The sequence below is a fragment of the Flavobacterium sp. ACN6 genome (genome assembly GCF_002304005.1).
Taxonomy (GTDB): Bacteria; Bacteroidota; Bacteroidia; order Flavobacteriales; family Flavobacteriaceae; genus Flavobacterium.
In genome coordinates, this window is record NZ_MRCQ01000015.1 from 38,731 (window position 1) to 53,629 (window position 14,899).

13 protein-coding genes are annotated in these 14,899 nt (G+C 34.0%); 1 reads left to right on the forward strand and 12 read right to left on the reverse strand.

The annotated features are described in order from the left end of the window. Positions 1-118 precede the first annotated feature (118 nt). The 5 genes from BSF42_RS19055 to BSF42_RS19075 form a co-directional block, all read right to left on the reverse strand. Positions 119-865 (reverse strand): lipid A phosphoethanolamine transferase, encoded by a 747-nt coding sequence (locus tag BSF42_RS19055; protein WP_095954698.1) that lies wholly within the window; start codon positions 863-865, stop codon positions 119-121. Positions 866-930: 65 nt separating this feature from the next. After that, the gene (locus BSF42_RS19060) at positions 931-1,683 is read right to left on the reverse strand and encodes a shikimate dehydrogenase (RefSeq protein ID WP_095954699.1); all 753 of its coding nucleotides are present in this window, start codon (positions 1,681-1,683) and stop codon (positions 931-933) included. Positions 1,684-1,685: 2 nt separating this feature from the next. Beyond that, positions 1,686-3,080: a tetratricopeptide repeat protein gene (locus BSF42_RS19065; RefSeq protein ID WP_095954700.1), complete on the reverse strand. Its 1,395-nt coding sequence runs from the start codon at positions 3,078-3,080 to the stop codon at positions 1,686-1,688. 262 nt (positions 3,081-3,342) lie between these two features. Then, positions 3,343-4,536 carry an aspartate aminotransferase family protein gene (locus tag BSF42_RS19070; protein WP_095954701.1) on the reverse strand — a complete coding sequence of 398 codons (1,194 nt, stop codon included), beginning with the start codon at positions 4,534-4,536 and terminating at the stop codon, positions 3,343-3,345. Positions 4,537-4,621: 85 nt separating this feature from the next. After that, positions 4,622-6,289: an OstA-like protein gene (locus BSF42_RS19075; RefSeq protein ID WP_253251127.1), complete on the reverse strand. Its 1,668-nt coding sequence runs from the start codon at positions 6,287-6,289 to the stop codon at positions 4,622-4,624. Between the two features lie 293 nt (positions 6,290-6,582). On the opposite strand from BSF42_RS19075, the gene BSF42_RS19080 reads away from it, so the two are divergent. Continuing rightward, positions 6,583-8,454: an alpha-amylase family glycosyl hydrolase gene (locus BSF42_RS19080; RefSeq protein WP_095954702.1), complete on the forward strand. Its 1,872-nt coding sequence runs from the start codon at positions 6,583-6,585 to the stop codon at positions 8,452-8,454. Positions 8,455-8,526: 72 nt separating this feature from the next. Here BSF42_RS19080 and BSF42_RS19085 read toward each other — a convergent pair whose 3' ends face one another. The 7 genes from BSF42_RS19085 to ftsH all read right to left on the reverse strand — a co-directional run bounded on the left by BSF42_RS19085 (position 8,527) and on the right by ftsH (position 14,888). Further along, positions 8,527-9,579 (reverse strand): glycoside hydrolase family 130 protein, encoded by a 1,053-nt coding sequence (locus BSF42_RS19085; RefSeq protein ID WP_095954703.1) that lies wholly within the window; start codon positions 9,577-9,579, stop codon positions 8,527-8,529. A gap of 68 nt (positions 9,580-9,647) precedes the next feature. After that, positions 9,648-10,427, reverse strand: a complete 780-nt coding sequence (locus tag BSF42_RS19090) for a superoxide dismutase (RefSeq protein ID WP_095954704.1) — start codon at positions 10,425-10,427, stop codon at positions 9,648-9,650. An 8-nt stretch (positions 10,428-10,435) separates the two neighbouring features. Then, on the reverse strand, positions 10,436-10,705 hold the full coding sequence (locus tag BSF42_RS19095; protein WP_095954705.1) for an acyl-CoA-binding protein: 270 nt from the start codon (positions 10,703-10,705) through the stop codon (positions 10,436-10,438). Next, positions 10,706-11,359 (reverse strand): phosphatidylserine decarboxylase family protein, encoded by a 654-nt coding sequence (locus BSF42_RS19100; RefSeq protein ID WP_095954706.1) that lies wholly within the window; start codon positions 11,357-11,359, stop codon positions 10,706-10,708. Further along, complete coding sequence (locus BSF42_RS19105; protein WP_095954707.1) at positions 11,349-12,239, reverse strand: phosphatidate cytidylyltransferase; 891 nt, start codon at positions 12,237-12,239, stop codon at positions 11,349-11,351. Before BSF42_RS19105 ends, BSF42_RS19100 begins: the two co-directional genes overlap by 11 nt. Position 12,240: 1 nt before the next feature. Beyond that, complete coding sequence (locus BSF42_RS19110; protein WP_095954708.1) at positions 12,241-12,846, reverse strand: lactate utilization protein B/C; 606 nt, start codon at positions 12,844-12,846, stop codon at positions 12,241-12,243. Between the two features lie 116 nt (positions 12,847-12,962). Beyond that, positions 12,963-14,888 carry an ATP-dependent zinc metalloprotease FtsH gene (gene ftsH / locus BSF42_RS19115; RefSeq protein WP_095954709.1) on the reverse strand — a complete coding sequence of 642 codons (1,926 nt, stop codon included), beginning with the start codon at positions 14,886-14,888 and terminating at the stop codon, positions 12,963-12,965. Positions 14,889-14,899: the final 11 nt, after the last annotated feature.

Consider the following 14,899-nt stretch of genomic DNA (forward strand, 5'->3'; position numbering starts at 1 on the left):
TATGTTGAATATATTTTTATTGAATTATTACAGTATCTATAAATTCAAATTATATATTCTTTTTACAATATTCTTCTATATCTGTAAATTTATAAAAGTATTTTCTAATTTTTAATATTTAAAAAAGGATCAGCACTCCCATTTCAATACCAAAATTATAGGTTCGATTAACACCAAATCCTGCGCTCGGATGTATGTAGACTAAATTGGTTGGCGTAATTTTACGACCGAATTCAAGAAAAGCATTGTTTTGAAATCCTTCTAAAATAGCGTTATATCTAAATGCTACATCTCCGGCAATCCAGTTTTTGCCAAAAAAATGAAGTATAACATTTTCAAAAACGGTGACGCTAATGTCATTTCGGTCTTCAGCGCCCGCAAAACTGCCTTGATATTCTAAAGTTGAAAGCCAGAGAAATTTCTTCTCATAAAGATATTTTCCATAAACAACTGCCGGCATAACGACCCATTTTCCAGTTCCAAAATTTGGATCTGCAGCAGTATTAGCATACACTCGCGTTCGTAAAGCTATACCGTTACTATTTTGCATAAAAGGTATATAGGTAACGCCCATACCAACATCGCCAATTGCTGTTTTATTAATGGAATTGGTATTTGCAGAAATCAGCGGAAGATCAAAACGTAAATTCCAGGCTTTGTTTCCTATTGGCAGTAAAACTCGTACTTGAGTGGTATTAAAAGATCCGTTATCAGTGTCTAGATATTCATCAAATAAAATGATTGTCTTGAGAAAATAATGATAGCGAGGCTCGGAAAAAGGACCTTGCAAAGTATCATTTTCTTGAGCCGAAAGTAGATTATTACATAAAAAAAATAAAATGCTAACTACTTGTATTTTTCTCATAACCACCTGTTAATAAGTGATTTAAAAATACAAAAAATACATTAACATTTTATTTTATTTCTTATTTATTTGTTCCAGATTTTCCAGGCTTTCTCTGCTTGAAAAATCAACATGTCATGACCATTCTTGATTACAGCTCCTTTTTCTTTAGCTTTTTTCAAAAAAGTCGTTTCTGCCGGATTGTAAATTAAGTCGTATGCGATGTGCTTTTCTGTAAAAAACTCATAAGGCAGATTTGGACATGCTTCAATATTTGGACTTGTTCCAACTGGCGTACAATTAATTATAATTTGAAAATTGTCGAAAGTTGTGGCATTAATCAAATCGTAATCAATTATGTTTTCTTTGGCTTCTCTTGAAACAAAAGTGTAAGGGATATTAAGTTCATCCAGAGCAAAAGCCACGCCTTTAGAAGCTCCGCCGGTACCTAAAATAAGTGCCTTTTTATGATGCGGTTCCAATAAAGGTTTTAGCGATTTCTTGAATCCGTAATAGTCCGTATTGTATCCTTTTAACTTACCGTTTCTGGTAAATTTAATAGTATTGACAGCGCCAATTAAGGCTGCTTTTTTTGATAGTTTATCTAAGAAAGGAATAACTTGTTCTTTGTACGGAATTGTAACGTTTAAACCTTTTAAATCTGGATTGTTTTTAATCAGTTCAGTAAAGTAGTTTATTTCAGAAATGTCAAAATTCTCATAGCTGTTGCCTTCAAATACTTCATTATTAAATTTCTCTGTAAAGTAACCTTTTGAAAAAGAGTAACTAATGTTACGGCCCAATAATCCAAAACGTCTTCTTAGTAAAATATCAACCATTATTATTTACGATGTTTTTCTATATAATTTTTTACTGTTTTCTTTGCCCATACAACTGGAAACAAATCTTCAATTAAGATATAGTTGTCAAAATTTAGACGTAAACCATTACTTAAGTGAAATTTAGCTTTCGTGCTGTCCTGAATCATAAAGTATAATCCAGCCAAACGATATTCAATTTCATTTTCTTCCGGAAAATATTCTGAAGCTTGTAATAAAGTTTGAACAGCCGTTTCAAATTCTCCTAAAAACTGAAGAATGTCAACCCAATACAACCAAGTGTCTAATGCGTAATCTCCAAACTCAACTGCTTTTCTAAAACCAAATTCGGCTTCTTCAAAGAAATTCATGTGTTTGTTGATTGTTGCGTATCTTTTCCAATACAAACGATTTTGATTGTCAATTGCCAATGCTTTGTTTACAAAAAACAATGCTTTTTGATAGTTTTTCTGGCGAAGATGAAAATCAGTAATCGCAATCCAGCCTTTGTCCAAAAGCGGATCTTCATGAACCGTTTGGTTATAGTATTGAATCGCTTTCGCTAAATTTCCAAGTTTCTCATAACATTTACCAATTCGAAGCAGGGCATAGGATGTTGCATCGTCCAGTTCAATCGTTCTGTTGTAACTTTCAATGGCATCATTGTATTTTTTCAGACGCTCATAAGCTTTTGCTTTTTCCATAAAAGCGCCTAAAAACTCATCGTCAATAAGCGTCGCATAGTCAAACGCACGAATAGCATTTTCATACTCTTTCACTCCGTAATGAAGTCGCCCAAGCTGATGCCATGCAATTTCGCTGTATGGATTTTTATTGATGTAATCATTTAGATATACAATAGCTTCCTGATTTTGATCTAAAAATTCAAAACAGTATACCACGTTGTAAAGAGCAGATTGATCTTCTAAGTCTTCTTCAAGACATTTGATAAAACTCTCTTTTGCCAGTTCCAGATTATCCATAAAAAGATATTCCATTCCAATCAAGTTATATACATCAGCATAATCATCAGTGTATTGCAGCGCGATTTTTAACAGTTCAACTGCTTTTTCGTGCTGATCTCTTTTGGAACAAATATTAGCTTTCTGGATGTAAATTTCCTCGTTGTTGGGTTCAATTGCGTATAACTCGTTCAACAGCTTTTCAGCCAGCTCGAGTTTATCATCATAAACCAGCATTTCTACTTGTACTAATTTTAAGCCTGTAGATTTTGGATGTTGGTCTAATGCAAGTTTCAAGGCCTTTTTTGCTAAATTAGCCTTGCCTATATCTAAATAGTGAAGAATGATTTCTTCAAATTCTTCAGAATCAAAAAAGAGTACTTTGTTAGTTTTTAACATCGACTCAAATTTGGATAGGGATAGGTTATAATCTTCTTCTTCGTTGCTTAATTGCATACTTCGTATTTTTGAAATTAGCCTGTTATAAATTTAGGCAACCATATAGTTGTTGTAAGGAAAGAGAATTAATTGTTTTGAACAATTTAATTAACAATATATAGCGTTTTTTATTCTGTTTTGGGAAGAAATCTCCTTTATTCTTAAGGGATTAACTTCCGTTCTATTATTTTTTTATTAATGCTGGATAGTTTTGCTGCAATTTAAATTCAATTAAAACTAACTCAATGTTCTTCAAGGTATTAAAATAGGATCCGTAATTTTATTTAGTATTCTTTTTCATTATTTCATTCATAACATCTAAAATGATGGCGCATCCTTCCTTGATTTCGTCTTCTGAAAGAGTTAAAGGAGGTGTAATTCGTATAGCACATCCTTCAAATAAAAGCCAGAATAAAATAAGTCCTTTGTCTTGACAATTTAAAATGACTTCGTTGGTAATTTCTGCCGATTCTGTCATTGCAGCCAGCATTAATCCTTTTCCTCTTACTTCTGTTATCAAAGGATGTACCAAAAGCGATCTGAAGAGCTTTTCCTTCTCCAGTGTTTCTGCCATTAAATTTGTTTCAGTTAATTCTTGCAAAGTGGCCAAACAAGCTGACGCAATGACAGGATGCCCTCCAAAAGTTGTTATATGGCCCAATTTAGGATTTTCTGTTAAAAGATCCATTTTTTCAGCAGAAGCAGTAAAAGCTCCGACAGGCATTCCACCGCCCATACCTTTTCCCATTACAACAATATCAGGAACAACATCATAATTCTGAAAACCAAATAGTTTACCTGTTCTTCCAAATCCAGGCTGGATTTCATCAACAATCATCAATGCTCCAACTTCATCGCATCGATTGCGGACTTTTTGCAGAAAATCATTTTCCGGCTGAATAAATCCTGCACCACCTTGAATTGTTTCAAGAAGAATTGCTGCCGTGCGGGTGGTTATTTTTTGTAAATCTGCTTCGTTATTAAAAGTAATAAAATCAACATCTGGGAGCAAAGGTCTAAAAGCTTGTTTGCGTTCTTCAAATCCCATAACACTCATAGAACCCATTGTATTGCCATGATAGGCATTATGACAAGAAATAAGCTGGCTGCGTCCTGTTGTTCTCTTAGCAAGCTTTAAAGCGCCTTCAATAGCTTCTGTGCCCGAATTTACCAAATAGGTTTTGTTTAAAGATTCTGGAAGGAGGGAAGCCATTAATTTGCAATATTCAACAGCTGGACTTTGCGAATATTCACCGTAAACCATTACGTGTGAATATTTATCCAATTGATCTTTTATAGCCTGATTTACTCTAGGATGCTGATGTCCAAGTGTACAAGCCGAAACTCCAGCTACAAAATCTAGGTATTTTTTATCGTTTGTGTCGTATATGTAAGATCCAATGGCGTGCGAAACCTCCATTCCTAAAGGATAAGGAGAAGTCTGAGCCTGGTATTTTATAAAGTCTGGATTCATTTTTTTAAGATCTAAGTTAAGTCTCAGTTTTCAGTGTCAGCTTGCAGTGAAGTTTGAAACTGAAAACTGGGACCGCGACTGAAAACTATTTTTTAGCTGTAGGCTGGGGCTTCTTTTTGTCGTAATTCAAAGTTTCCTTCCTGACTTTCATCGGGATATTTTTTCCTTTCTCTTCCTCGTCTTTACCTTGCTTAATCAGTTTGTCATTAAGTTCATTTTCTTCTGCGGTAAAAATATCATCTTTAGATTTTATCCTTTCGTCTCCACGCCAAACCATTCCTCGCAGTTTTCGGGCGTTTTCGGGAAGTTCATCTTCTGGAAAAATATCTCCGTCAACTTTATTGAAAAACGTAATGGTTTCAACAGCATTATTCTCTAAAATCAAATTGATTTTACTGCTGACATTTTTATTAATTCCGATAAGCTCATTGGCATCGTTCCGCATAAAATAAACGACTTCGGTATTTTTGACGACATCAACATCATGCAGTTTTCCATCCCGAAATTTTCCAAACAAATTGAGGCCTTTTACTTGATTGTAACCAGTTCCGAGCGTATCCTTGGAGATGAGGAAAGTATTATTAATTACTTTCAAAGAATCTATTTTTCTCGTTTTATTATCACCAATCAAATGCATTAAATCTCCAGTAATCTGACTTTCTCCATTCCATAAAATCGGATTTCCAATTAATTTGGTCAAAGCGCTTTTAGAATCTGAATGAATAGAGTCGCATTTTCCGCTCATATCTATTTTAAAGAAACGAACATTTTTAAAAGCCCTTAAAATTCTTTCGCCTTCTTTTCCTGTAACCAATAGTTTTTGTCCGTGAATGTAAACCGAATCATTTTCAACCAAATTGATCGCAACCGCTCTTTTGGTTACAAACATGGAATCTTTTAGTTTGTAAAGTTCCGCATAATGCCCTTTTACAATTCCTTTATTGATAGAATCTGTAATCTTTACATTTCGGGTTGCCGAAGCAAATTCGGTATTTCGATTGTAAAACAAACTATCGCCTTCTATACGCCTGTCATCGTATTTGATATAAGATTTCCTCAGAAAATGGGCAAGGTTTTTCTTTGTGTCGTAAAATCCTTTTTCAGTATAAATGTAATTCGCCTGACTTGTAATTGTTGAAGGACCAAGAAGATACGTATGTCCAGAATTACTGTAATAATCCAAATGATTTGATTTGATTACATATTTAGGATTCGTAATCGTAACTTCAGTTAAAAACTGAAATTTCTTTTGTTCTACATAATATCTACCAGATTTACTGACCAAAGTATTGTCTTTATTAACAATCGTACCTTTAGTGTTATAAAAAACTTCCTGAATATTTCTGTCAAAATTAATAGTATCCGTTTGTAATGTAGCGTCTGGTGAAGTCAAAACAGCATTTCCTGTTGCAAAAGCTTTTTTTTCATTACCGCTGTATTCCGCATATTTACTATTTAGGAACAAAGTATCGCCCTGTACTAATTGTACATTTCCAAAAGCTTTTAAATAATTCTCTTTTTGAAAGAAATACGCTTTATTACAGGTAAGCACAACACCATCATGGTTAATTTTGACATTACCAGACAATAATAAACCATCAGGTACTAGATCCTGATTAACATCTGCATTATCAGAGTTTTCGATAATAATCTGTTTTGGAGCCTGTGCAGGTTTCTTTTTTGCTTGCGCGGAAATGAATTGACTGCTTAAAAAAGACAGACAAATAAATATGTAAAAGAGTGATTTCTTCAACTGATTAAATTTTTGTCAAATTTATAAAAAAGGTTACAACCTATGGCTGCTATTAGGATTAATTTATAATAAGTCATCAACACTTTGAATGATAAATTAGACTTCATTTATTTTTTCAACAAAACATAGAACTCTCACGTTGTAGTTACACTATTTCAGTTCTTAAATGATGCAAATTAAAAAGAGCGTGTTCTGAATTTTAAAAAATGAGTTACATTTAGAAAATTGTTTTAATATCGCTGTTAAGACAATTAAAATTATAAAGACTAAATTTAGATTAGTTCAACAATTATATGATAAGTAAAAGATTAATTGCAGCTGGAATTACGTTAACTGTACTGTTTTCGGCCTGTAAAACACAAGGATTAAAAATGAGTACAGCAAAAGAAGAAACTGCGACAGAAAAGAAAGTGGTAGTTTATCAAGTTTTTACACGCCTATTTGGAAATAAAAATAAAACGAATAAACCTTGGGGAACCATTGAAGAGAATGGAGTTGGAAAATTTAATGATTTTACAGATAAAGCGCTTCATGAAATAAAAGATCTAGGGGTTACTTACATTTGGTATACTGGCGTGCCGCATCATGCTCTGGTACGTGATTATACCGCTTACGGAATATCAAATGACGATCCAGAAGTGGTAAAAGGAAGAGCAGGATCGCCTTATGCTGTTAAAGATTATTACAATGTAAATCCAGATTTGGCCGAAAACCCAGCGAAACGTTTAGAAGAATTCGAAGCTTTGATTAAGCGGACACACAATGCCGGACTAAAATTGATCATCGATATTGTTCCAAATCATATTGCACGTAAATATGAAGGAAAAACGAATCCTGAAGGTGTAAAAGATTTTGGTGCCAATGATGATGTTACTGTTGAATATAAAAGAGATAATAATTTCTATTATATTCCAAAAGAGCATTTTGAAATTCCAAATGGAGATATTCCATTAAATGGAGAGCCAAACGCATTGATTGATGGGAAATTTGACGAAAATCCAGCAAAATGGACAGGAAACGGATCGCGTAAAGCGAAGCCAGATCAAAATGACTGGTACGAAACCGTAAAAGTAAATTACGGAATACGCACAGATGGCAGTAAAGATTTTCCTGAACTTCCCGCAGGTTTTGACCAAAAATCGTATCAAGAGCATTTTGCTTTTTGGCAGGATAAAGATGTGCCGGATTCTTGGAAAAAATTTAGAGATATTGCTTTGTATTGGACAGCAAAAGGAGTAGACGGATTTCGTTACGATATGGCAGAAATGGTACCATATGAGTTTTGGAGTTATATGAATTCTTCCATTAAAATGAAAAATCCGAATGCATTTTTACTGGCAGAGGTTTACAATCCGAATGAGTATCGCAACTATATCCGTTTAGGAAAAATGGATTATTTATACGACAAAGTAGAAACTTATGATAAGTTGAAGGATGTTATTCACGGAAAATCTTCCCCAGATGAATTGACAAATATTCAAAATGGAATGTCGGATATTGAGCATCACATGCTTCACTTTTTAGATAATCATGACGAACAGCGTTTAGCAAGTCCAGAATTTGCGGGAACTCCAGAAAGAGGAAAACCATTAATAGTGGTTTCAGCAACGATAAGCACTTCGCCGACAATGATTTATTTCGGACAAGAAGTAGGAGAGGCAGGAAATGAAGACGCTGGTTTTGGAAAACGTTCCAGAACGTCAATTTTTGATTATATCGGAGTACCAAATCATCAGCGTTGGATGAACGAGGGAAAATTTGATGGAGGTCAGCTTTCTACTTCTGAAAAAGAACTTCGTGATTTTTACAAACGTTTATTAAATTTCACGATTAACAGCAGTGCCTTGATGGGAAGTTTTGAAGAAATTCAATCTGCAAATCGTCAAAACAATGAGGGTTATGATGCATTATTGTATTCGTACGCACGTTGGTCAGGAAATCAAAAACTCATTGTAGTTGCTAATTTCTCTTCTGAAAAAGCCAGTGAATTCAATCTAAAAATCCCATCATCTCTGATTTCAAAATGGAATTTAAAAGATGGTTCTTATGTGCTTGTAGATAAATTGTATTCAGAGAACAAAACTTATCTTACAGTCAAAAATGGTGAAGGTTCGGCTCGAGTTAAAATAAAGCCGTCTGAATCATTTATTTATGAAGTTAACTAAGAAATAAAATAAATAGTTTAAAATAAAACCTGCTTAATCTACTGGATTCTAAGCAGGTTTGTTTTTTTAAAATTATTTTAGAAGTGAAAGTATTTCTTGGATTGAAAATTTTGCACCACAGACAAATTCGTCAGAAGCACCATAATATACCGTAAGTGTATCGCCGTCTGGTTCTAAAATATGTCCGTTTGTAAAAACTACATTCCCAAAAAAGCCGCTCAATTCATAATCAGTTTGTGGAAACATAATAGGAGTTTCCGTTCTGGAAATTACTTTTGATGGATCTTCAAGATCTAATAAAAAAGCACCCAGACAATATTGATGATGTTCGTTGGCTCCATGATAAATTTCCAGCCAGCCTTTTTCTGTTTTTATTGGAGCTGCTCCCGCGCCAACCCTTACACTGTCCCAGTTTCCTTTTCTGGTTTTAATAATACATTTGTGGTTTCCCCAGTGAATACCGTCTGGAGAAGAAGCAATCCAAATGTAATTACCACCGAGAGAAACACTGCTCGGACGATGCAATGCGTAAAATAAGCCGTTTATTCTTTCCTCAAAGATTGCACAGTCTTTATTATGTGGCGGTAATATCAATCCATGTTTTTGAAAATTCTTCCAATCCGTTGTAGTGCGCAAGCCTACACCAACGCCATCTCCAGATACCGATGTAAATGTCAGGTAATATTTTCCTTCAACCAATGCAACACGACAGTCTTCAATTCCAAAAGTTTCCAATATTCCTTCACCGACTAAATGAGGATAATCTTCAGGCTCATAAAAATGTTTTCCGTCATCACTGCATAGTAATCGGATATGCGATAAAGTCGTTAAATAATCAATTCCTTGATAGTTTATGACACGCGCATCTGTTGCAATAAGTTCAGGATGATCTTTTAGGATTTCAATAATTTGAATTACCCCTGTTTCTGTAAGTACAGGAAAAGAAATGATGTTTTCCAGCTGTTTTGGTCTTTCGGCAACCCTGACAGCCAGCCAGGTTTTATTTTGAAATTGAAATACTCCAGGATTAAGAAGGCAGGTAATTTCCAATCCTTCTCTGCTTGGTGGTAAATCTGCTGGTGAAAGCAGCGGATTTTCTGCAAAACGATGGGCAATGTCTTTCATATTAATTCAGTTATAGGATATAAAAGGTATAAAAAAAAGCTGATACTTAATTTGTATCAGCTTTTTTTTTACACTTTTTTGACCTTTTTCAGTGCCTCAATATAATATTCGTTTACTTTTTCCCAATTAATATGCTGGTAAAAAGCATCAATATAACTTCCTTTTCTATTTTGATAGTCTAAGTAATAAGCATGTTCCCAAAGATCAATTCCTAAAATAGGAGTTCCTGGAATCAAAGCATTTCTCATTAACGGATTATCTTGATCCTGAGTTGTCGTAATTTGAAGTTTCCCATAGCGGTCGACTACTAACCAAACCCACCCAGAACCAAATTGCTTTTCAGACTGTGCTTTAAATTGATTCGTTAAATTAGTAAAAGAACCAAATTCCTTATTAATAGAGCCTGCAAGCGTATCTTTTGGAGTCAGCTCTTTTGGTGTTAAAACATTAAAATAAAGCGTATGATTGTAATAACCTCCTGCATTCTGACGAAGTTTTGCATTATTTAAATCCATCTTTTTCAAGATATCCTCGATAGGCATATTTTCATACTCAGTCGAAACAATTTCTTTATTAAAATTGTTTGTATACGATAAATAATGTTTGGAATAATGTGTTTCTAAAGTCAAAGTTCGGATGTCAGGCGCAAGACCATCATAATTAAAAGACAGTTTTGTCATTTCAAAAGAACCGGGATCAGCTTTAACATCGTTTGGCGAACCAATTGTTATTTTTTCTTCTTTGGTAGGAAGCGGCACTTCAACAACTTCTGTGAGCTTATCTTCTTTACAAGAAAACAATAGTAAAAATGAAGCTAAAATGCTATAAAGAACAACGTTTTTCTTCATAATGATATTTATTTTGATGTTAATGAATTAATGATCTCGATGTAATGTTCTTTGGCCTCATCGGTAGACATATGACTGATCTGCATCCAGGCATTAGTTTTAAAAGCATTTCGTAAATCAAAATTTTCAGATTGATTGTAAATTGCTGTACCAAAAGTAGCCTGTTTGTAAAAAGCGTAAAGTCTTAACTGCACATCTTGCGGCAGTGAAGCCTGAGTCATTGTCAATGCAATTTCTACAGCTTCCGCAAAGCGAATATCTAAATCTTTTTCAGCCATTTATGCTTTCGTAGCAATAATTGTTTTTCCACCAATCGCTTTTTGATTTAACGCAACATTGATTGGTGTACCTAAAGGTAAAAATAAATCTACTCTCGATCCAAATTTAATAAAACCTGCATCTGTTCCTTGAACAACCTGCATGCCTTCTTGAGCATAATTTACAATTCTACGAGCCAATGCTCCAGCAATTTGTCGGTATAAAATAGCGCCGAAAGTTTCATTTTCGATCACAACTGTCGTTCTTTCGTTTTCTTCACTTGCTTTTGGATGCCATGCAACAAGAAATTTCCCAGGGTGGTATTTGCTAAATTTAATAATACCATCCATCGCGTAACGTGTTACGTGAACATTGATTGGCGACATAAAAATAGAAACCTGTAAACGTTTATCTTTAAAATATTCTCCTTCATAAACTTCTTCGATAACCACAACTTTTCCATCAACAGGAGCAAGGATGTGATCGCTGTTTCTAACTGCAATTCTTCTAGGATTTCTAAAGAACTGTAAAATAATGATCAAAATTACCAGTGCTGCAATTTGAACAAGTGTTCTTAGCCAAGTGATGTCAATAAATTTATCAGCTAATAAAACCACAACAACCGTAAAAACTACTCCTAATAAAATGGATGGGCCTCCTTCTTTATGAAACATAATATAAAATTTGATAAAATAAAAATATAATTGGTGCTACAAATATAACACTATCTAATCGATCTAGAATACCTCCATGGCCTGGCATTATCGAACCGCTGTCTTTTACGCCTGCAATTCTTTTAAATTTAGATTCAATCAAATCGCCGATAGTTCCAAAAATGCTCACAATTAAAGCAATTATTGTCCAGATTAAAATTGATTTTGCGCTGAATTCAGGATTTGGCTGAATGTAAAATTTGGAAATCAAAAAACCTGCAAATGCTGCAAAAACAACACCGCCCAGAAATCCTTCAATAGTTTTTTTAGGAGAAACACGCTCAAATAATTTATGTTTTCCAATGGATTTTCCAACTAAATAGGCAAAAGTATCATTCGTCCAAATCAAAACGAATAAACCTAAAATAATTTTCGGATTATAATCGTTTGTTCCAAATGAAATTTTAACTATAAAAATAAAAGGAAGTGTAATGTATCCAAGCAGATACAAATATTTTGATGAAGTACTTATTTTTTGAACAGAATCATAAAACAAGAAGATGATACATTTTATAGAAACAACAAGTGTAACGGCTAAAAGAACTAAATCCAGCTGTTTGATATTGGTTTCTAAAGTGATGTTAGAATTGAAAGTCTCGTTTAAGAATTTACTGGTTTGTTTGTTGTAATGGCTTATGAGAATTGTTGTCGCATAGATTAACATTCCAAAAACGATCGAAAATACTTTATTTAAGTTTACTAAATTAGAAAATTCATAAACTGTGATAATTAAGAAAACACCAAAAAGAGTAATGAAGCTTTCGGTAGAAAACAATATCGAAGTTAATAATAGAGCGATATAAACAGCACCAGAAATGGTTCTCTTCAGCGTTTCATTCATCTTAAAGATCTTCTAAAAGCAATAAATAAAGATTCTTGGCAACACTTCCGTATTGAGTAAAGTCTTCTTCTTTCGCTTTTTCGAAATATTTTATTGTAGTGATATTAGTAGGATAGTCTCGTTCGTATTTTCGTTTTATAGCGCTTAATCCGTCGCTTTTCATTGGCAGGATTTGGCTTGTGGTTGCTATAATAACAATATTTGCAGGTAATTCGTTTGGTTTGTTTTGTCTGATTTGTTTGGATGAAAATAAAATTGAACCTTCATCAGCAATAAGATTTTCGCAGCTTGCTAATAAGAATTTAGGTTTTGAAGGAGCGATATAGAATAATTTATTTTCGTCTAATAAATTAAAAAAAGCTTGTTCGTAACATAAAACTTCACTTTCAAACCAGTCATTTTCTTCTAGTATGTTTTCAAACTGTTCAGCAACTTCTTGAGAGTTTTCACAGTATAAGAATTTACCTCCATTTTTCTTAAAATTGAAAATAAATTGTTCGTCTAAAGATAAATGACTGTTCTGCGCAGATGTACCTGCATATTCGCTTTCGTTCTCTTCGTCAGAAGCGGCTTCACTTGAGCCAAATATTTTTTTGAAAAAATTCATTTTTTATATGAAATACTTTACATGTTAATTGAAAACGTTCAAAGATAAAAAAATCTTAATTCAAAAGGGTGTTTTGAATTAAGATTTTGAAAAATTATTACGTATTTCGTAATTATTTATGAAACTACTTCTTCTAGATTTTTGTCAAAAGTTCGTTTCCCAAAGATATTTTCTAGATCATCTTTAAAGATAACTTCTTTTTCAATCAGAATATCAGCTAGTTGATTTAATTTATCTTTATTTTCTTCTAGTATCTGGATTGCTCTTTGGTACTGACCTTCGATTAACTCTGAAATTTCAGCATCAATGATTTTTGCCGTTTCATCAGAATATGGTTTCGAGAAGTTATACTCGCTTTGTCCAGTTGAATCATAATAAGTAACGTTTCCGATTTTATCGTTCAATCCGTAGATCGTTACCATAGCACGAGCCTGACGGGTTACCTTTTCTAAATCGCTTAAAGCACCAGTAGAAATTCTGTCGAAAGTTACCTTTTCAGCGGCTCTTCCTCCCATAGTAGCACACATTTCGTCTAACATTTGATCTGTTCTTACGATTTGTCTCTCTTCTGGTAAATACCAAGCAGCACCTAAGCTTTGTCCACGAGGCACAATAGTTACTTTAATAAGTGGCGCAGCATGCTCTAACATCCAGCTTACCGTTGCGTGACCCGCTTCGTGAATAGCAATTGCTCTTTTCTCTTCTGGAGTAATGATTTTGTTTTTCTTTTCAAGACCACCGATAATTCTATCAACAGCATCAAGGAAATCTTGTCTGTCTACAGCTGCTTTGTTATTACGTGCAGCGATTAAAGCAGCTTCGTTACAAACATTGGCAATATCAGCACCAGAGAAACCTGGAGTTTGTTTCGCTAAGAAATCTAAATCAAGACCTTCAACCTTTTTAATAGGAGCTAAGTGCACTTTGAAGATTTCAGCTCTTTCGCGAATGTCTGGTAAGTCAACAAAAATTTGTCTGTCAAAACGTCCTGCACGCATTAAAGCCTTGTCTAAAACATCAGCTCTGTTTGTTGCTGCTAGTACAATTACGTTAGAGTTTGTACCAAAACCGTCCATTTCTGTTAGTAATTGGTTCAAAGTATTTTCTCTTTCGTCATTTCCGCCTGACATATTGCTTTTTCCTCTCGCTCTACCAACAGCATCAATCTCGTCGATGAAAATGATAGCAGGAGATTTTTCTTTTGCTTGTTTGAATAAATCACGTACACGTGAAGCACCAACTCCTACGAACATTTCTACGAAATCAGAACCTGATAAAGAGAAGAAAGGTACCTGAGCTTCACCAGCAACAGCTTTTGCTAATAAAGTTTTACCAGTTCCTGGAGGTCCTACAAGTAAAGCTCCTTTAGGGATTTTACCTCCTAAGTTGGTATATTTTTCAGGGTTTTTAAGGAATTCAACAATTTCTTGAATTTCTTCTTTCGCACCTTCTAGACCTGCAACATCTTTAAATGTTGTTTTGATATCTGTTTTTTCATCAAAAAGTTTGGCTTTAGATTTTCCAATATTGAAAATTTGCCCGCCTCCGCCAGCTCCTCCGCCAGACATTTTACGCATAATGAAAATCCATACACCCACAATGATGATGATAGGAAGTAAGCTGATTAAAATATCGCTCCAATTGTTTTTTTGAAGGAAATTAAAATCTTTCAGTTTGCCTTCGCTAACCGCTTTTTCAAGTTTAGTCTGAAAAATTTGATCATTACCAATTTCCAAAGTGTAGTGCGGACCTTTGTTTGGCTGTTTGAAAATATCTTCAGCTACTTTTTTATTTGCCGGATCTTTAAGAGCGGCAGTATTTAAATATACTTCAGCTTCTGCCTTATTGTAAACAATAACTTTATCAATCTGGCCTTTTTCTAAAAGAACGTTGAATTTAGAAGAAGTTAATTGAGCAGGTTCGCTTAAGCTTGATCCTCCTGTGGCAAAACTTATGAATAAAAAAACTAAAAGTATTGCGGTATATATTAACCAAGGACTTATTTTAAATTTATTCGGATTTGGATTATTATCTTTAGCCATTTAATGAAAGT